This is a genomic window from Corynebacterium sp. HMSC11D10, from assembly GCF_001806995.1.
Taxonomy (GTDB): Bacteria; Actinomycetota; Actinomycetes; order Mycobacteriales; family Mycobacteriaceae; genus Corynebacterium; species Corynebacterium coyleae.
The window spans coordinates 22,150-37,856 of sequence record NZ_KV787028.1; the positions used below are offsets into that span (position 1 = coordinate 22,150).

The 15,707-nt window shown below is 62.3% G+C and carries 17 protein-coding genes; 11 read left to right on the forward strand and 6 right to left on the reverse strand.

Annotated elements, in window-relative coordinates; all coding sequences use genetic code 11:
- Positions 1-17 precede the first annotated feature (17 nt).
- The 3 genes from HMPREF3120_RS02035 to upp all read right to left on the reverse strand — a co-directional run bounded on the left by HMPREF3120_RS02035 (position 18) and on the right by upp (position 2,554).
- Positions 18-1,220 carry an amidohydrolase gene (locus HMPREF3120_RS02035; protein WP_246815396.1) on the reverse strand — a complete coding sequence of 401 codons (1,203 nt, stop codon included), beginning with the start codon at positions 1,218-1,220 and terminating at the stop codon, positions 18-20.
- 62 nt (positions 1,221-1,282) lie between these two features.
- Positions 1,283-1,771, reverse strand: coding sequence for a helix-turn-helix domain-containing protein (locus HMPREF3120_RS02040; protein ID WP_070482389.1), 489 nt, complete (start codon positions 1,769-1,771; stop codon positions 1,283-1,285).
- A gap of 147 nt (positions 1,772-1,918) precedes the next feature.
- Positions 1,919-2,554 carry a uracil phosphoribosyltransferase gene (gene upp / locus HMPREF3120_RS02045; RefSeq protein ID WP_070422880.1) on the reverse strand — a complete coding sequence of 212 codons (636 nt, stop codon included), beginning with the start codon at positions 2,552-2,554 and terminating at the stop codon, positions 1,919-1,921.
- A 74-nt stretch (positions 2,555-2,628) separates the two neighbouring features.
- Between upp and HMPREF3120_RS02050 the strand changes: the two genes are divergently transcribed.
- From HMPREF3120_RS02050 to HMPREF3120_RS02070, 5 genes are read left to right on the forward strand one after another with little or no spacing between them, the layout of a single operon-like run.
- Positions 2,629-2,910 (forward strand): hypothetical protein, encoded by a 282-nt coding sequence (locus HMPREF3120_RS02050; RefSeq protein WP_070450412.1) that lies wholly within the window; start codon positions 2,629-2,631, stop codon positions 2,908-2,910.
- Entirely contained in the window at positions 2,907-4,001 is a 1,095-nt protein-coding gene (locus HMPREF3120_RS11660; RefSeq protein WP_246815397.1) for a C40 family peptidase, read from the forward strand. Before HMPREF3120_RS02050 ends, HMPREF3120_RS11660 begins: the two co-directional genes overlap by 4 nt.
- A gap of 34 nt (positions 4,002-4,035) precedes the next feature.
- Positions 4,036-5,274, forward strand: a complete 1,239-nt coding sequence (locus HMPREF3120_RS02060) for a hypothetical protein (protein ID WP_070422825.1) — start codon at positions 4,036-4,038, stop codon at positions 5,272-5,274.
- Positions 5,275-5,299: 25 nt separating this feature from the next.
- The gene (locus tag HMPREF3120_RS02065; protein ID WP_083279474.1) at positions 5,300-6,424 is read left to right on the forward strand and encodes a trimeric intracellular cation channel family protein; all 1,125 of its coding nucleotides are present in this window, start codon (positions 5,300-5,302) and stop codon (positions 6,422-6,424) included.
- Positions 6,425-7,696: a D-alanyl-D-alanine carboxypeptidase family protein gene (locus HMPREF3120_RS02070; RefSeq protein WP_246815398.1), complete on the forward strand. Its 1,272-nt coding sequence runs from the start codon at positions 6,425-6,427 to the stop codon at positions 7,694-7,696. It abuts the gene before it with no gap.
- Here the strand turns inward: HMPREF3120_RS02070 and HMPREF3120_RS02075 are convergent.
- Positions 7,656-8,750 (reverse strand): YhjD/YihY/BrkB family envelope integrity protein, encoded by a 1,095-nt coding sequence (locus HMPREF3120_RS02075; protein ID WP_070450414.1) that lies wholly within the window; start codon positions 8,748-8,750, stop codon positions 7,656-7,658. The two genes, HMPREF3120_RS02070 and HMPREF3120_RS02075, sit on opposite strands and share 41 nt — an antisense overlap.
- A gap of 139 nt (positions 8,751-8,889) precedes the next feature.
- Here HMPREF3120_RS02075 and HMPREF3120_RS02080 point away from each other — a divergent pair, with 139 nt between their 5' ends.
- Both HMPREF3120_RS02080 and HMPREF3120_RS02085 read left to right on the forward strand, forming a co-directional pair.
- Positions 8,890-9,249 carry a Cd(II)/Pb(II)-sensing metalloregulatory transcriptional regulator CmtR gene (locus HMPREF3120_RS02080; RefSeq protein ID WP_034662574.1) on the forward strand — a complete coding sequence of 120 codons (360 nt, stop codon included), beginning with the start codon at positions 8,890-8,892 and terminating at the stop codon, positions 9,247-9,249.
- Positions 9,246-11,138, forward strand: coding sequence for a heavy metal translocating P-type ATPase (locus tag HMPREF3120_RS02085; protein ID WP_070450417.1), 1,893 nt, complete (start codon positions 9,246-9,248; stop codon positions 11,136-11,138). The genes HMPREF3120_RS02080 and HMPREF3120_RS02085 overlap by 4 nt, the downstream gene beginning before the upstream one ends.
- A gap of 38 nt (positions 11,139-11,176) precedes the next feature.
- Here HMPREF3120_RS02085 and trpS read toward each other — a convergent pair whose 3' ends face one another.
- On the reverse strand, positions 11,177-12,187 hold the full coding sequence (trpS, locus tag HMPREF3120_RS02090) for a tryptophan--tRNA ligase (protein WP_070422821.1): 1,011 nt from the start codon (positions 12,185-12,187) through the stop codon (positions 11,177-11,179).
- A 56-nt stretch (positions 12,188-12,243) separates the two neighbouring features.
- On the opposite strand from trpS, the gene HMPREF3120_RS02095 reads away from it, so the two are divergent.
- Genes HMPREF3120_RS02095 through HMPREF3120_RS02100 form a run of 3 tightly spaced genes read left to right on the forward strand, consistent with a single transcriptional unit; the run spans position 12,244 to position 13,521 of the window.
- Positions 12,244-12,681: a hypothetical protein gene (locus HMPREF3120_RS02095; protein WP_141739342.1), complete on the forward strand. Its 438-nt coding sequence runs from the start codon at positions 12,244-12,246 to the stop codon at positions 12,679-12,681.
- Positions 12,668-12,832: an RNA helicase gene (locus tag HMPREF3120_RS11900; protein WP_099046257.1), complete on the forward strand. Its 165-nt coding sequence runs from the start codon at positions 12,668-12,670 to the stop codon at positions 12,830-12,832. The genes HMPREF3120_RS02095 and HMPREF3120_RS11900 overlap by 14 nt, the downstream gene beginning before the upstream one ends.
- A gap of 2 nt (positions 12,833-12,834) precedes the next feature.
- On the forward strand, positions 12,835-13,521 hold the full coding sequence (locus HMPREF3120_RS02100; protein WP_070450423.1) for a type 1 glutamine amidotransferase: 687 nt from the start codon (positions 12,835-12,837) through the stop codon (positions 13,519-13,521).
- 19 nt (positions 13,522-13,540) lie between these two features.
- Here HMPREF3120_RS02100 and HMPREF3120_RS02105 read toward each other — a convergent pair whose 3' ends face one another.
- A complete protein-coding gene (locus HMPREF3120_RS02105) occupies positions 13,541-13,918 on the reverse strand; it encodes a holo-ACP synthase AcpS (RefSeq protein ID WP_070422877.1) in 378 nt (125 codons plus the stop codon).
- 121 nt (positions 13,919-14,039) lie between these two features.
- On the opposite strand from HMPREF3120_RS02105, the gene HMPREF3120_RS02110 reads away from it, so the two are divergent.
- Positions 14,040-15,692, forward strand: a complete 1,653-nt coding sequence (locus HMPREF3120_RS02110) for an acyl-CoA carboxylase subunit beta (RefSeq protein WP_070450426.1) — start codon at positions 14,040-14,042, stop codon at positions 15,690-15,692.
- Positions 15,693-15,707 lie beyond the last annotated feature (15 nt).

Sequence of the window (15,707 nt, forward strand, 5' to 3'; positions counted from 1 at the left end):
TGACAGGTTAAACAACGTCACAGTCTACCCGGAGCCGGAGAAACCTCACCCACCCGGAAGTACTGCTCCACAATCGCACCGAACAAACGAACCCCAACCCCAATCGCCCGCTCATCAACATTCAGGTTCCCCTGGTGCAGATCCTGTGGCTCACCCTCACCGTTCCACGCACCCAAGCGCATCATCGCGCCGGGTACGTGCTCGAGGTACCACGAAAAGTCCTCCCCACCGCTGGATTGCGGGGCGGAGACAACACTGTGCGGGTCCACGGACCGGGCGGCTTGGACGGCCAGGGCGGTGGCGGCGTCGTCGTTAAGCACGGGCGGCACACCGCGGATGTAATCCAGGTGGTACGTGCAACCGGTCGGCGCAACGACAAGGTCGATCAGGTCCGTAATCAAGTCCTCGATCTCACGCCACGTCGTAATATCCGCCGTGCGCAACGTGCCTTCCAAAACACCCACTTTCGGAATCGCATTCGCCGCATCACCCGCATTGACGTGGCCAAACACCAACACAGTGCCTGTGCGCGGATCCACCCGGCGCGACAATAACGCCGGCAACTGAGTAATCAGCGCACCGATTGCGTACACCACATCGGCGGTCAACTGCGGGCGCGACGTATGTCCGCCGGGGCCCTGGACCTCGATACGAATCACGTCAGACGCCGAGGTGATCGCACCGGTGCGCACGCCGATCTCCCCAACACGGATATGCGGCTCGGCATGCACCGCATAAATCGCGGAAGCATTTTCCAACCCGCCCCACTTGACCACGTCCAGCGCGCCGCCGCCCATAACTTCTTCCGCAGGCTGGAAGATCACGCGAACACCCTGCTCAAGCTCGATCGTGGACAACGCACACGCAAGGCCCAGAGCAACCGTCGTATGCACATCATGGCCACACGAGTGCGACACGCCCGGGTTCACCGACGCGAACGGCAAACCGGTTTGCTCCGGCACACGCAGCGCATCGATGTCTGCGCGAAACGCCAAGCGCTTGCCTTCGGTAGGACCAAGGTCCACATACAACCCGGTGCCCGGGAAGCACACCGGCTTCAGACCATGTTCCTCCAGTACGTTGACCAAAAACTTGGTAGTTTCCACTTCCTCGTTGGATAGCTCTGGGTGTGAGTGAATGTGCCGACGCCACCCCACGACCTTGTCCTGGTTTTGATCAAACCAAGCCGCCACGGCTGTAGCGATTCCGGCGTTACTCACGCGTCCTCCCTTAAGGTCGTCCTGTACAGCGGGTACAAGCAAGTGCATATGTTGCACAGAGTCTACGCCGGGGTCGTCGCCACGCTAGAAGCGCACTGCTTTTTCGGTACTGCGTTTTCAGTGCAGTGCTGAATCTGTTCAGCAACGCTAAACACTGGTGTTCCCCTCGGTGCGCCGGGTTGAAGATAGGCGGTGGAAAACCGGGCAGTGTCGTACGGACTGCGGGGCCACTGGAACATGATCGCCTCCACTTTGGCGTCAGGGCCTTGGAGCACGTAGGCATCGTCGACATCATCAAGACTGCCCGGCAACAGCATCGCAGGTGGCACGTGCAGCGCACGAGCGATGCGGTAGAGAGTGCTTAAGGTTGGGTCGGCAGCCCGCTCGTTGTAGTCGTTGCGCTCAATGTTGGACACAAGCGAGCGCGACACTCCAGCGAGTTCCGCAAGGCGCGTTTGGCTCAACCCCCGCATGATGCGCAGCGCGCGAATACGTTCTCCCAAGCCCAGCGCGTAGCTGGCCCAGTGCGAGTCCGGTAGCAATTCCCCCATGACAGCTCTCCCCCTGGCTGTGTCGTTGTGCTGTTGTGCCGTTGTGCTCACAATGTAGCGCAGCGCAAGTGTGCACGCCACGGTTATTTTCGGTTCCGTGGCGCGTAGACCTTGCGCTGCGCTTGTACTGTGCGCGCGTTATGCGCGTTAGAGGTCGATGTTGCGCGGACCGTAGAGACGATCACCGGCATCGCCCAAGCCAGGCACGATGTAGGCGTCCTCGTTCAGCGACGGATCGATCGTTGCGGTGACCAGGCGGACAGGCCCGCCGTGAGCCTTGAGCGCATCCACGCCCGGCTGTGCACTGACCATGCAGATGCAGGTGATGTCGTCCGCACCGCGGCCAACAAGCAGATCGATGGCGTGGATGAGCGAGCCGCCGGTTGCCAGCATCGGGTCCACCAGGAACACAGGCTGTCCAGACAGATCGTCGGGCAGTGCCTCGAGGTACGGCACCGGTTCGTGGGTCTTCTCGTCGCGAGCCAAGCCGATAAAGCCCACCTGGGCGTCCGGGATCATCGACAGTGCTGGGTCGATCATGCCCAGACCGGCTCGGATGATCGGGACGATGATCGGCGGGGTGGCCAGCCGCGTGCCTTGAGCGACCGCAACTGGGGTTTCGGTGTCGAACTGCTCGACTTTCAAATCACGCGCCGCCTCGTAGATCAGCATTGCGCCGAGGTCGGCCAACGCCGCACGAAAAGCTGCGTTGTCGCTGCGCTTGTCGCGCATAATGGTCAGCCGCGAAGCAGCCAGCGGGTGGTTAATAACCGTGATGTCCATGCTGCCCATGCTAATTCACCAGAGTTTTTTCTCCTACGAGGGAACCGGCGTGGGGTTTTCACCGTCCAATGTGCATGACTGTCTTTCAATTTGATTCCGCATCCGTGTTTTCCATGACCGATTCTCTACGCAACGACGCAGCCTCGCTGCGCGCCCTCAACCATGTGCCAGTGCCCGATGTGTGGCCAATGAGCGAATTCCACAACGCAGTGTCCACCGCTATCGAGCAAGCGAACAGCGACGCCACTTTGCTTCGCGACGAAGCCCGGCGCATCGCCGCAACCATGGACCTCACCGTTGATGCTGCGTGCGCCGTCGATACCGCCACCTGCCACAAGTTTGGAGCGACACTATGAACCCCACCCTTAGCACCATGCTCGACGCGCTTTCCTCGCTCGGCGGGCCGCCATCAGTGACAAACAACCGCCACCTGAACTTCTCGTTAGATATCGGTACTGCTGCGGCACAGATTTTGTCCATGGCAGACATCATCGATTTTCCGACCCTTCCGGGCTATCGCATGCCGGACTTCAAGGACTTCGGTCCGCTCGCACAGGTTGCTAACGCGAGCGGGGAAACCAGGCTGCAGGCTGCATCTGACCTGGCGGCCTACCGTGCAGATATCAGTGACGCAGTCCTGCGCGGGTCAGTCCGCGCTTCGGCCGCCGTCGCCGAGCTTGTCTCTATTGCAATCGGTCTCATGCGCAACGCCGCGGCAGCTCCCGCACTTGCGGCGACACCAATCGGCCCAATTGGTGCAGCGGCGTTTGTAGCGGCTCAAGTCTGTCAGGCGCTCGATGCTGCGATGGCGGCTTTGCAGAGCTTGGAGAAGGACCTGGGCACCCTTGCGACGAAACTGGGTGCGTCGACCGCTGCGGCGGCCGCCCGTGTCATGCCGGGTCCGGGCGCGCTCGGTGAGGCAGCGAACGCAGAGTTACAGCGCCTATCGGCCTCGGTGCCATCATCCCCGCGCCAGCTTGTGGCCGCGGCGCTGCCGACTGCACCGAAACCCGCAGCCACGGTCCCCGCGCCTGCTCCGCCTGAGGTCACGCCAATGTCTGCTCCTCCACCGGAGCCCACGCCAGCGCCAGCACAGGGTGGCTCCCCTGTCGGCGCAGCCGCAGTGGCCGCAGCGAAAAGCCAACTGGGCACGCCATATGTCTGGGGAGGGTCGAGCCCTGGTGGCTTCGACTGCTCAGGGCTGACATCTTGGGCCTACAGCCAGGCAGGGATGGAGATTCCTCGCGTTGCGGCCGACCAGGCGGTTGGCAGGCAGGTGTCCTACGAGGAACTGCAGCCGGGCGACCTTGTGCTCTGGTCGGGCCACGCCGCAATGTACGCAGGCGACGGCATGATGATTGAGGCCGGCGACCCGGTACAGATGAACCCAGTGCGCACCGAGAACATCGGAATGCCGTTCTACGGGTTCTGGCGGCCAACCGGTTAATCTGCTGGCTGTGAGTTGAGTAGACTCTCACCCCATGAGTACCCGCGCGATCCTTCCCGTGAAACTGTCCCTGACCGAGGGCGATTTTTACACCCTGTGGGCCCCAACCTGGAAAGAGAAGGGCACGCAGTGGCAGGCCTTTCTTGGCGACGACCAATCGGTCCTCGCCTTCAACTCCCCCGAGGAGCTTCTGGCCTACCTCAACACCAACCCGTCGCATGACCTGAGTGATCACCCGAAGTGGGAGGCGTTTAACACTCAGGGCGACGACCGCGTCGTGCCGGGTGACAAGCAGTACTACGACATCATTGGCGCCCCGAACTTCCTAGCGGGTCGTCCGAGCCACGAGAACGTCTCGTCGCTGGCACGCGTCTTCCAGGTGTCGCGTTCGCTGGCCGAGGTGGCCAGCGCTGAGCATGCGCAGATCTTCTTCGCCTCCCACTCCATTTTGGGCAACGTCAACCGTGGCGCGGACCACTACGCGGGCGAGAACGGCATGTCTGAATGGTCGGGTGTGGGCCGCGTTGTGCTGACCAATTGGAAGCAGGTTGTGGAGTCGCTGGATGAGGTGGTGCGTGTCGTCGATACGCAAGATCTCGATGCGAACGAGGTTGCCGCAGCAACCACCGCTATTGCTGAAGCACAGGAAGCACGCGCAGCGGCTGAGGAGCAGCGCCGCGCCGACGAGCAGGCACAGGCCGCCGCGCAGGACCCGTACGATTCCTCCGTCTGGGGCCTTGCTGGCATCGACCCGGTGAAGGTTTCCATCCAGGGCCAGAGCGTGTACACGCTGCGCACGTACCTGAACGGCGCGCCGGTGTTCTTGGGTAAGTACGGCGAGATCATCACCTTCCCGTCCACGAAGCACCTCGGCCGCTGGATTTTGGAAAACGACGACCACGACCTCGCAGGCGTGTCCACTTGGCAGGACATCCTCAACGCGGCAAACGCTGGTGATCTCAAGGTGGAGGTTCACCCGGACAACTCCTACTCGTTTAACGGCATCGCCGCCGACATTGCCAAGGGCACCGACGCGGTAGACACCAAGCAGATGGCCAAGGCCTACGAACTGCTCGCGGACGCCGCCGACTGGGCGAAGGACGATTCGCTGAACTCCCTGCTGCTGGCCAACCCGCGCATGCAGGATTACCTGGCGTACATGCTTGGCTCCACCCGCGCCGCCGGTTACGTTCCGTCCGCACCGTTCACCGATAAGGCAGAAGCGTGGACCGAGATGGAAAACCAGCTGATCAAGCGCTTCTCCAAGTTCTAAGACCTGAGGTTTAGAATGGTCGGCTATGGCAGTGGACCAGGTCGACCCCCTCATCAACGCCATCTATCACTGGATGGACATCTCCGGCGTGCTCCTCATGGGTGTCATTGGCGGCACCCTGGCACGCCAACTCGGCTACGACATCGTGGGGTTTTTCTTCATCGCGATGCTTTCCGCACTCGGCGGAGGCATGTTGCGCGACGTGCTGATCAACGAGGGCACCGTCGCAGCAATGAGCCAGCCTGAGTACCTGATCCTTGCGTTTACCGGCGCGTTGATCGCCAGGTTCACCTACTTCAAGGGCCGCGCATGGGAATTTTTGCAATCGCATGGCGACGCGTTGGTCTCCGCATTGTGGGCGTCCACGGGTGCGTCGAAAGCAATCCAGTACGGGCTTCCGGTTGTGCCCACCATCATGATGGGTGTCTTCACCGCGACCGGCGGCGGCATGATCCGCGACGTGGTCACCGGCCAAGAACCGTCAGTGTTTGGCGGTAACCAACCCACCGTGCTGCCGGCAGTGGCGTGTGCAGTGATCACGCTGATCGGCAACGCCACTGGCTACCTCGCCTGGGGCATGATTCTCGGACCTGTTGCCAGTTTCGCCCTGTTCCTGTTCGGCTACTACGGCAACTGGCGCATTTCCACCGACTCGGAGTTCGCTCCGGTAAATACCACTGTGAACGCGACGGCGACGCAGGTAGCCACGCTTGCGCGCAAGGCTGAGAACAAATCACGCGCGGTGGCCCGCGAGTTGGAGCCAACCCGTGTGCGCTCCTGGCGCCACCGCCAGATGGAGAAGGCGTTGCAGCGCCGCATCGATGCGGAGATCCGCAAGGGCAAGCGCCCGGCGCAGGCGATGAGCGATGCGGATGATTTCCTCACCGAGTTCACCACCCAGTTCCCCGCTATTGATGCGGAGATGCTCGCAGAAGCCACGGGAATTGACACCCCTGTTGAAGACGAGGGGCTCCTCGACGGCATCGGCATGGATCTCTCCGGCGATTCCTACGATGACCAGGTAGAACCAGATCCGGAGGAAACTGAGGCGATGCATGCTGACATGCTCGATATCATTCTTTCCGATGAGAAACTTACCGACGAGCTCATCGACCGCCTCGTCACCCGCTACAAACAGAAGGGGTCCTAAATGATCAAGCGCACGTTGGCAGCAGTTCCGGTGGTGTGTTTGAGCATGGGGCTGTGCTTGACAGCGAACGCGCAAGACGCCGAAACCCCCGCCCCAACCGATGCCATCGAGCCGGCCGCCCCCACCACCGGCTACTACGACGACACCGGCAACTGGGTCCCACCCAAGCGCGACAAAGCACCCGATACCGATAACTGCCCGCAGGCAACCTGGCCGCCGGAGCCTGTCTCCACCTCAGAACGGGCCACAAGCACGCCGGACGCGTTGCCGGTGACCTACGACGGGCCGTGTGGGGTCAGCGTCGCCGACGGTTACGAGGTTCCGCAGGACGTGCTCGCATCCGCGTGGCTGGTGGCTGACCTGGATTCCGGCGACGTGGTGGCGATGAAGGATCCGCACGGACGATACCGTCCGGCATCGATCATCAAAGTGCTGTTGGCATTGGCGGCGATCGACGAACTGCCGCTAGACCAGAAAGTGCCGGTATCCGCCGAGTCCGCGGGCCAGGAAGGCTCCGCCGCAGGCATCGGCGAGGGCGGCGACTACACCGTCAACGACCTGCTCCACGGTCTGCTGTTGGCCTCTGGCAACGATTGCGCCCACGCGCTCGCCCAGGCGCTCGGCGGCAACGAGATGACGCTTTTGAAGATCAACGAAATGGCCAAAACCCTCGGCATGACCGATACCCGTGCCACCTCGTATTCCGGCCTGGACAGCGCCGGCATGTCCACCTCCGCGTGGGATATGGGCCTGGCGTACAAAGCGGCGTTTGCGAACCCCACGTTCGCGGACATCGTCGCCACCGAGTCCTACAAGTTCCCCGGATTCGACGACTCACCAGCCTTTGAGCTGTGGAATGACAACAAGCTCTACCTCAACGACCCCGACGGCATCGGTGGAAAAACCGGCTACACCGACGACGCCAACCACACCTTCGTCGGTGCGGTCAACCACGATGGCCGCCGCCTCGTCGCCGTCGTCTTAGACACCACTGCCTACCAACACCGCGCCTGGGAGCAGGCGCAGATGCTGCTGCATGCGGCGTATGGGGTGGAGGGTGTCGTCGCAAAGCTAGCTCCCCCAGAGACCAACACCCCTGAAACGACACAAGCCGCCCCCTCCCCCACGCCCGAAAAGAACTCCGGTGTGGAAGAGGAGACGGCCTGGAACCGTTGGTGGTCCTACCTTGTCGTCGCGGGCGTTGTGGCCCTTGCGTTGCTTGCCGCTGTGGTTAGTCTCGCGTCAGCACGGAAGCGAGGCCAACGCCGATAGCGCCAAGCGCGGCGCCGACGCCAAGCGCCTTGCCGGTAGACGCCGACTTATCGGTGTTACGCACCGCACCTGCACGGATGTTGATCACGGCCGGCTCCGGAACCTCCGCCGGGGCTGCGTCCAGGGACTCCTGCGTCGTCGCAGTCCATGCTGCAACGTAGAGCACCACGCGCCAGATCAGGTACAGCACGACCATGAGGGTGATGATCGGGCCGAAGATCGCACCCGCCGGGTTACCGGTGGCGGAAGAGATCACCAGGCCTGCGAACTGCTGCAAGATGGCGAAGATGACCGCGCCGAGCAGCGCACCCTTTAGACCTGATTTCACCGGCACCTTCGTGCGCGGCATGTACATGTTCACCCACAGCATGACCAAGAAGCTGGCCAGCACACTGACCAGGAATCCAACGACCCACACCACGAGGCGCGCGCCCGGGAAATCACCGATGCCGAGGCGCTCCATTGCGGTGCTGGTCCAGCCGGACACGCCAACCGCGGTCACGCCTGCAGCCACCACGAACAGGACAATGAGCACGATCAGGCCCAGCAGGTCCGCCAACTTCTTCGTCACAAAGTTGCCACCCTCGTTCGCATCCACCTTCCACATCGCGGACACGCCCACGCGCAGGTTGTTCATCCAGCCCAGGCCAGACCACAGGGTGGTCAGCAAACCAATACCAGCGACGGCACCGCGCTGATCAATAGCAGCATTGACCAGTTCATTGAGCATGTCGCCCAGATCGCCGTCGACCGAGGAGGTGATTTGGTTTTCGATCTCCTGGATCAAATCCGGCCGAGCGCTCAGGAAGAAACCGAGGCCGGCGAAGATCAGCATGAGCAGCGGAAACAGCGACAGCACCGAGAAGTACGTAATGCCACCGGCAAGCTGGTTACCGCCTTCTGAACCGAAGCGCTCGTTCATCCGCAGCACGTGAGCCGCAGCGGGCGCCTTCTCCTCTACTTTCGCCTCTAGGCCTTCTTGCTGTTGCTTCGAGGCGCGCTCGATTCCTTGTTCGTCGGTGTACGCCTTACGCGGCGATGTCGAGGTTGCCATCGACGGACGTCCCTTCTAAACGGATGTGCTTTACCGAACACATCGTAGAGGAGCCTGCGAAACGGCGTAGCGGGGGCGGAGGCAGTAGCAGACTCCTCACGCCTTGCGCCAGTTCAGTAGCCACTGTACAGTTCAGCGCATGCTGACCATTGCTTCACGCCTCGACGTCATGAACCGGCTCGGCCGGGCCATGGCGGATCCGACGCGCTCCAGAATCCTGATGACACTACTCGACGGCCCGAGCTACCCAGCCGTGCTTTCGCGCGACTTAGACCTGACCCGCTCAAACGTCTCGAATCATCTGACCTGCTTGCGTGACTGCGGCATCGTCGTCGCCGAGCCGGAGGGCCGCAAGACCCGCTACGAAATCGCCGATCCGCATCTCGCGGCAGCGCTCAACGCGCTGGTGAACGCGACGCTGGCTGTCGATGAGAATGCCCCGTGCATCGACCCTGAGTGCTCGGTGCCCGGCTGCGGCGAGAAGGGAGCGGACGCATGAGTTCAGCGTGTGGATGCGAACACAAACCCGCCGCGGAGATCGAAGAGCTCGATCGGCCATGGTGGAAGGACCCCGAGTTGCTACTGCCGATCTTCTCCGGCATAGCCCTCTTCATAGGCCTGGCACTGGACTGGTCCGACTTGGAGACTCCCGCGACAGTACTGTTCTGGGTCGGCCTGCTGTTGGGCGCTTACACGTTCGCACCTGGAGCGATCCGGAACCTTGTCACGAAGCGCAAGCTCGGCATTGGCTTGCTGATGACCATCAGCGCGGTCGGCGCGGTAATCCTCGGTTACGTCGGAGAGGCCGCGGCGCTAGCGTTCCTGTACTCGATCGCCGAGGCACTGGAAGACAAGGCGATGGACCGGGCCCAGAGCGGACTGCGGGCACTGTTGAAGTTGGTGCCGCAGACCGCGACGGTGCTGCGCGACGGCACGGCGGTCGAGGTCGCAGCGAAGGACCTTGAGGTTGGCGAGCTAATGCTCGTGCGCCCCGGGGAACGAATCGCCACGGACGGCATCATTCGTTCCGGACGATCCAGCCTTGACACCTCAGCGATCACCGGAGAATCCATTCCGGAGGAGGTCGCACCCGGCGACGAGGTACCCGCGGGAGCGATCAACTCCGCCGGTGTGCTGGAGATCGAGACGACCGCAGCTGGAACGGACAACTCGCTGACCACACTCGTCGACCTCGTCGAGCAGGCACAGGCGGAAAAGGGCGACCGCGCCCGGATCGCCGACCGGATCGCCCAACCCCTAGTGCCCGGGGTGATGATCCTGGCGGTGCTGGTCGGCGTGATCGGCTCGCTGCTGGGCGACCCCGAGACGTGGATCACCCGTGCGCTGGTAGTTCTGGTCGCAGCGTCGCCGTGCGCGTTGGCAATCTCCGTGCCACTGACGGTCGTGGCCGCGATCGGCGCGGCCAGCCAGTTCGGCGTAGTCATCAAGTCCGGCGCGGCGTTCGAGCGACTCGGCGGCATCCGTCACCTGGCGGTGGACAAGACCGGAACCCTTACCCGCAACCAGCCCGAGGTTACCGGGGTGGTCCCGGCGGACGGATTCAATCGGGCCCAGGTGCTTGCTTTCGCGGCGGCAGTTGAGCAGCAATCGACGCACCCCCTCGCCGCGGCGATCACGGCAGCGGTGCCCGAAGCGCCCGCCGCTTCGGACATCAGCGAGGAAGCCGGGCATGGCATCGGCGGCACCGTCGAAGGTCGACGGGTGCTGGTGGGCAGCCCCCGGTGGATCGACGCCGGGCCATTGAAGGCAGACGTTGAGCGCATGGAGTCCGAGGGCCAGACCTGCGTCCTGGTTACCGTCGATGACACCCTCGCCGGAGCGATTGGGGTCCGCGACGAGCTGCGTCCCGAGGTTCCCGAAGCCGTGCAGACCCTGCGCGCCAACGACGTGGAAGTGAGCATGCTCACCGGCGACAACACTCGCACCGCCCGGGCGCTGGCTGAAATCGCCGGAATCGACGACGTGCGCGCCGAGCTGCGACCGGAGGACAAGGCAAACATCGTCGCCGAACTCTCCTCCAAGACGCCGACGGCGATGATCGGCGACGGCATCAACGACGCGCCGGCACTGGCAGGCGCGACGGTGGGCATTGCGATGGGAGCGACCGGCTCTGACGCCGCGATCGAGTCCGCTGACGTCGCCTTCACCGGCCACGACCTCCGGCTGATCCCGCAGGCTCTGCAGCACGCCCGCCGAGGCAGCAGGATCATCAACCAAAACATCGTGCTGTCTCTGGCCATCATCATCGTGTTGATGCCGCTGGCGATCACCGGCGTGCTGGGCCTAGCCGCCGTGGTGTTGGTTCACGAGGTCGCCGAAGTCATCGTGATCTTGAACGGCCTGCGGGCCGCACGAGCGAAGCGCTGAGGCTACGCCGGAAACGGACCTGGCTCCGCCGCTAGCCCTTAGCGCTTCGGCGCTAAGAACCCAACCTTCTCGTACACGTCCTTCAGCAGCGGCGATGCCACCTCGCGGGCGCGCTCGGCGCCGCGGGCGAGGATGGCTTCGAGTTCGGCACGATCCGACATGAGTTCGTCGTAACGCGCGCGCAGCGGAGTGGTGAACGCCTCGAGCGCATCCGCCGTATCCACCTTCAACGCGCCGTAGCCCTGGCCTTCGTAGCCGGCGACGATGTCGTCGATAGGCTTGCCCGTCAACGCCGACTGAATCACCAGCAGGTTGGACACACCCGGCTTGTTCTCCTTGTCGTAGGCAATCACGCCATCGTTGTCGGTCACGGCGGAGCGGATGCGCTTGGCGGAAGTCTTCGGCTCGTCCAGAAGATTCACAATGCCCTTCGGATTCGCACCCGACTTGGACATCTTCGACGTCGGATCCTGCAGGTCGTAGATCTTCGCCGCACCCTCGACGATCATGCCCTCCGGCACCGTGAAGGTCTTGCCGTAGCGGGAGTTGAACCGCTCCGCGAGCGTACGCGTGAGCTCCAAGTGCTGACGCTGGTCCTCACCCACCGGCACCAACTGCGGCGAGTACAGCAAAATATCCGCAGCCATCAGCACCGGGTAGGTAAACAGACCAACCGACGTGCGGTCCTGGCCCTGCTTGGCGGACTTGTCCTTAAACTGCGTCATGCGGCTGGCCTCACCAAAACCAGTCAGGCACTGCAGTACCCAAGTCAGCTCGGCGTGCTCCGGCACGTGGGACTGCACAAACAGGGTGGAACGCTCCGGGTCAATACCCAGCGCAATCAACTGCGCACAGCCAGCAAGCGTGCGGTGGCGCAGCTCTTCCGGGTCCTGGTCCACCGTGATCGCGTGCAGATCGGGGATAAAGTAGAACGCTTCGTAGCCGTCCTGCAGGTCAATCCACTGTTTCAGGGCACCTAAGTAGTTTCCCAGGTGGTAGGAGTCGGCGGTGGGCTGGATTCCGGAAAGCACGCGTTGCATGCACCACATATTAACCCGATGCGCATTCGAGGGAACCGGGGGCAGCCCGTGGGCGTCTAATAGACATGAACACCAAACAAAAACGCTCACTACATTTTGTCCCATGGACACTTGCTGCAGTGTTATTTGCAGCGACTCTCGCCTTAAGTATCTATCTGGCATTGCAATCGCCGCCTAACTTCGCGGTGATGCTAGATTTCACGGCCAAGCTCTTCGCGCCTCTCGGCGCGTCACTCATCGCATGGACAGGAGTCTCTCTAACCATTGCAAATGTGCAACACCAGGATCGCAGCAAAGAATGGCATAACGACTTACGGTGGGCAGTTGAACTAAGCACGTCAGACAATGAGGTTGCCGTGGTCACTGGGGCCAATGTTCTCGACGCCATTGATGACCTTCCGTTCCTCACTCCCGATCAGAACATTCTTATAGACGCTGTTCTCATGTCTGGCTTTACTCGCTACGATGAAGCCCACGAAAGGAGCAGCGATGACTGTGAGTAACCGCCCTGAGACAGTTCAGGATGTTAAGGGAGAACGTCCACCCCGTGGCCAGATTGCTTTCGCAAAGCTGATCCTCAAGAGAGAGCGCGAGGGCAAAGGCAAGATCCGTGTCACTGATGAAATGCGTCGCGTCGCTTCTTTTGACCTCTGACCATGCACATCACTGTTCTCCAGCCCGACCCGATCAGCCCGCTCCAGCGCCTCGGTCCATGGCTCGAACGCGCCGGTGCTGAACTCAATGTCGTCGATCTCAACCAAACGCCACCGCGTATCGACGACACCACCTCCGCCCTCATCCTCCTCGGCGGTCGCACCAACGCTCTGGACACCGAGGCTGCACCTTGGCTGCCCACCGTCCACGATCTCCTTTGCGCAGCTCATTCGTCAGGCATGCCGGTTCTGGGTATCTGCCTTGGCCACCAGATCATCGCCGACTGCTTCGGGGGCGAAGTTTCCGTCGGCTTAGCCAGTCAGGACGAAGAGGGCGCCGCACGGGTGTCGCTGACCGAAGCTGGTCTTGCCGATCCTCTTTTCGGCGCCCTCGATCCCGAATTGGTTGTGGTCGAATCCCACCACGATGCAGTGGTGTCGCTTCCGCCCGGCGCGCAACTGCTCGCCTCGAGTGCCCGCTGCCCCATCCAGGCGATGCGTCTCGGTTCCATCGTCTCGGTGCAGTTCCACCCCGAATGCTCCCCCGATGTTGCAGGTCAGTGGGCCGCGCGCAGCGGTTATGACGCTGCCGCCGTCACCCAGGAGCTTTCGCTTCACGACGACCACCTCGCCCACACCGGCCGCACCCTTGCAGCCGGCTTCGTCCGTGCCGCCCAGGCGTGGCGGTAAGCCTTCCGGCCAAGCACCCCTAGTCCACGATCACAGTGGCAATCGCATAGTCGCCGTCGTGGCTCAGTGAGACGCTTTGGACGTGGGGGCCTAACCGTGCGACCTCACCGTGCAACTGGACCACAGGTCGCCCGAATGCGTCGTTGACTACTTCTATCTCGGCGAAGTTGAGCTCGTCCGGGGTGATAAGCGGGGGCTGGCCGATGATCGTTTGGGACCAGGCTTTGATGTAAGCCTCCTTTACCGCCCAGCGTCCGGCGAGCGATGCAGCACGATTCGGTTTCGTGTTGCACGTGCGTATCTCGCGGTCGGTGAACACAGAACCGAAGGTAGAACCTGGGAATTCCATTTGTTGGGCGAACGAGGAAACGTCCACGAGGTCGATGCCGATATGCATGGTCAAAGCCTAATTTCTTGAATGTCCATCGGGGGTTTGCGTTCGTAACAGAACCTGCTGTGTGGCTGGGAATTTACCTACCGACTAGTAACTTACTGATTCGTAGGTTTAGAATGCCAGCATGCCAAATACGTTTACAGGTGTACATCAGACTGAAAAGGCAGCGGTTCCGGCGACAACCCCGGCACCGGCGACCACAGCCCAAAAACACGATGACCTCGTGCAACGACGCACCGAAGCGGCCGAGCCGATGGGATCAAAACCACTGGAGAAGGTCCGCGCAGCAGGCAGACTGACCGCACGTGAGCGCTTGGACTACCTCCTGGACGAGGGCTCGTTTGTGGAGTTCGACCAGCACGCCCGCCACCGCACCCATGACTTCGGGATGCAGGCGAAGCGGCCGGCAACGGATGGCATTGTCACCGGATTCGGCACGATCGACGGACGCGAGGTCTGCATCTTTTCCCAGGACGGCACCGTCTTCGGCGGCGCGTTGGGTGAGGTCTACGGCGAGAAGATGACCAAGATTCAGCGCCTTGCCGTCACCACCGGTCGTCCACTGATCGGCCTCTACGAAGGTGCAGGCGCCCGCATCCAGGACGGCGCGGTATCGCTGGACTGGATCGCGCGGACCTTCCTGCACAACATCGAAGCCTCCGGCGTGGTCCCGCAGATCTCCGTGATCATGGGCGCTTGCGCCGGCGGTAACGCCTACTCCCCCGCACTGACCGACTTTGTGGTCATGGTGGATGAAACCTCGAAGATGTTCGTCACCGGCCCGGACGTGATCAAGACGGTCACGGGTGAGGAGATCTCGCAGGAGGAGCTCGGCGGCGCCTGGATCCACATGCAGCAGGGCGGCAACTGCCACTACGTTGCGGAATCCGACGAGGATGCGCTCGACTGGGTGGCTGACTTGCTCGAGTACTTGCCGTCGAACAACCGCCAGAAGTCGGCGCCGCGCCCGGCAACCCCAACCGATGCAGAGGCAGACGCCACCGATGTTGCCGCGCTGGATTCACTGATCCCAGACTCGCCGAACACCCCTTATGAGGTCCGCGACGTGATTGCGCATATCGCGGACGACGGCGAGTTCCTGGAGGTCATGGAGCAGCGCGCTGAAAACGTCGTCACTGCGTTTGGTCGGATTGAGGACCAGCCGGTGGGCTTCGTCGCTAATCAGCCCATGGTGCTCGCAGGTTGCTTGGACATTGACTCGGCGGAAAAGGCCGCGCGCTTCATCCGCACGTGCGACAGCTTCAACATCCCGATTGTCATGCTGGTGGACGTTCCCGGCTTCTTGCCCGGCGCGAACCAGGAGCACAGCGGCATTCTGCGCCGCGGCGCGAAGCTGCTGTACGCCTACGGCGAGGCAACCGTGCCGAAGGTGACCGTGACCATGCGAAAGGCGTACGGCGGCGCGTACTGCGTGATGGGCTCGAAGGGCCTCGGCGCCGATGTGAACTTGGCGTGGCCGACCGCGCAGATCGCGGTGATGGGTGCGTCTGGTGCGGTCGGCTTTATCAACCGCAAAGACATTGCTAACGCCCGCGACTCCGGTGTGAGCGACGAGGAACTCCGCGAACTGATTGCGAAGTACGAGCGCGACTACGAAGACGAGATGCTCAACCCGTACAAGGCCGCTGAGCGCGGTCTGATCGATTCGGTCATCCTCCCAAGCGAAACCCCTGCGGTTCTCGCAGCGCAACTGCGTTTCTTCCGTGACAAGACCGTGGCGCGTCCGATGCGCAAGCACGGCAATATCCCGCTCTAATCCCGCTCCGATTCA

What these genes read in the sequence shown, in the direction of transcription:
- HMPREF3120_RS02100 (WP_070450423.1), top strand. Translation starts at nt 12,835, where the DNA reads ATGCACATCACTGTTCTCCAGCCCGACCCGATCAGCCCGCTCCAGCGC.
- HMPREF3120_RS02040 (WP_070482389.1), bottom strand. Translation starts at nt 1,771, where the DNA reads ATGGGGGAATTGCTACCGGACTCGCACTGGGCCAGCTACGCGCTGGGC.
- HMPREF3120_RS02095 (WP_141739342.1), top strand. Translation starts at nt 12,244, where the DNA reads ATGAACACCAAACAAAAACGCTCACTACATTTTGTCCCATGGACACTT.
- HMPREF3120_RS11900 (WP_099046257.1), top strand. Translation starts at nt 12,668, where the DNA reads ATGACTGTGAGTAACCGCCCTGAGACAGTTCAGGATGTTAAGGGAGAA.
- HMPREF3120_RS11660 (WP_246815397.1), top strand. Translation starts at nt 2,907, where the DNA reads ATGAACCCCACCCTTAGCACCATGCTCGACGCGCTTTCCTCGCTCGGC.
- HMPREF3120_RS02075 (WP_070450414.1), bottom strand. Translation starts at nt 8,750, where the DNA reads ATGGCAACCTCGACATCGCCGCGTAAGGCGTACACCGACGAACAAGGA.
- HMPREF3120_RS02065 (WP_083279474.1), top strand. Translation starts at nt 5,300, where the DNA reads ATGGCAGTGGACCAGGTCGACCCCCTCATCAACGCCATCTATCACTGG.
- upp (WP_070422880.1), bottom strand. Translation starts at nt 2,554, where the DNA reads ATGGACATCACGGTTATTAACCACCCGCTGGCTGCTTCGCGGCTGACC.
- HMPREF3120_RS02070 (WP_246815398.1), top strand. Translation starts at nt 6,425, where the DNA reads ATGATCAAGCGCACGTTGGCAGCAGTTCCGGTGGTGTGTTTGAGCATG.
- HMPREF3120_RS02080 (WP_034662574.1), top strand. Translation starts at nt 8,890, where the DNA reads ATGCTGACCATTGCTTCACGCCTCGACGTCATGAACCGGCTCGGCCGG.
- HMPREF3120_RS02060 (WP_070422825.1), top strand. Translation starts at nt 4,036, where the DNA reads ATGAGTACCCGCGCGATCCTTCCCGTGAAACTGTCCCTGACCGAGGGC.
- HMPREF3120_RS02050 (WP_070450412.1), top strand. Translation starts at nt 2,629, where the DNA reads ATGACTGTCTTTCAATTTGATTCCGCATCCGTGTTTTCCATGACCGAT.
- trpS (WP_070422821.1), bottom strand. Translation starts at nt 12,187, where the DNA reads ATGTGGTGCATGCAACGCGTGCTTTCCGGAATCCAGCCCACCGCCGAC.
- HMPREF3120_RS02110 (WP_070450426.1), top strand. Translation starts at nt 14,040, where the DNA reads ATGCCAAATACGTTTACAGGTGTACATCAGACTGAAAAGGCAGCGGTT.
- HMPREF3120_RS02105 (WP_070422877.1), bottom strand. Translation starts at nt 13,918, where the DNA reads ATGCATATCGGCATCGACCTCGTGGACGTTTCCTCGTTCGCCCAACAA.
- HMPREF3120_RS02085 (WP_070450417.1), top strand. Translation starts at nt 9,246, where the DNA reads ATGAGTTCAGCGTGTGGATGCGAACACAAACCCGCCGCGGAGATCGAA.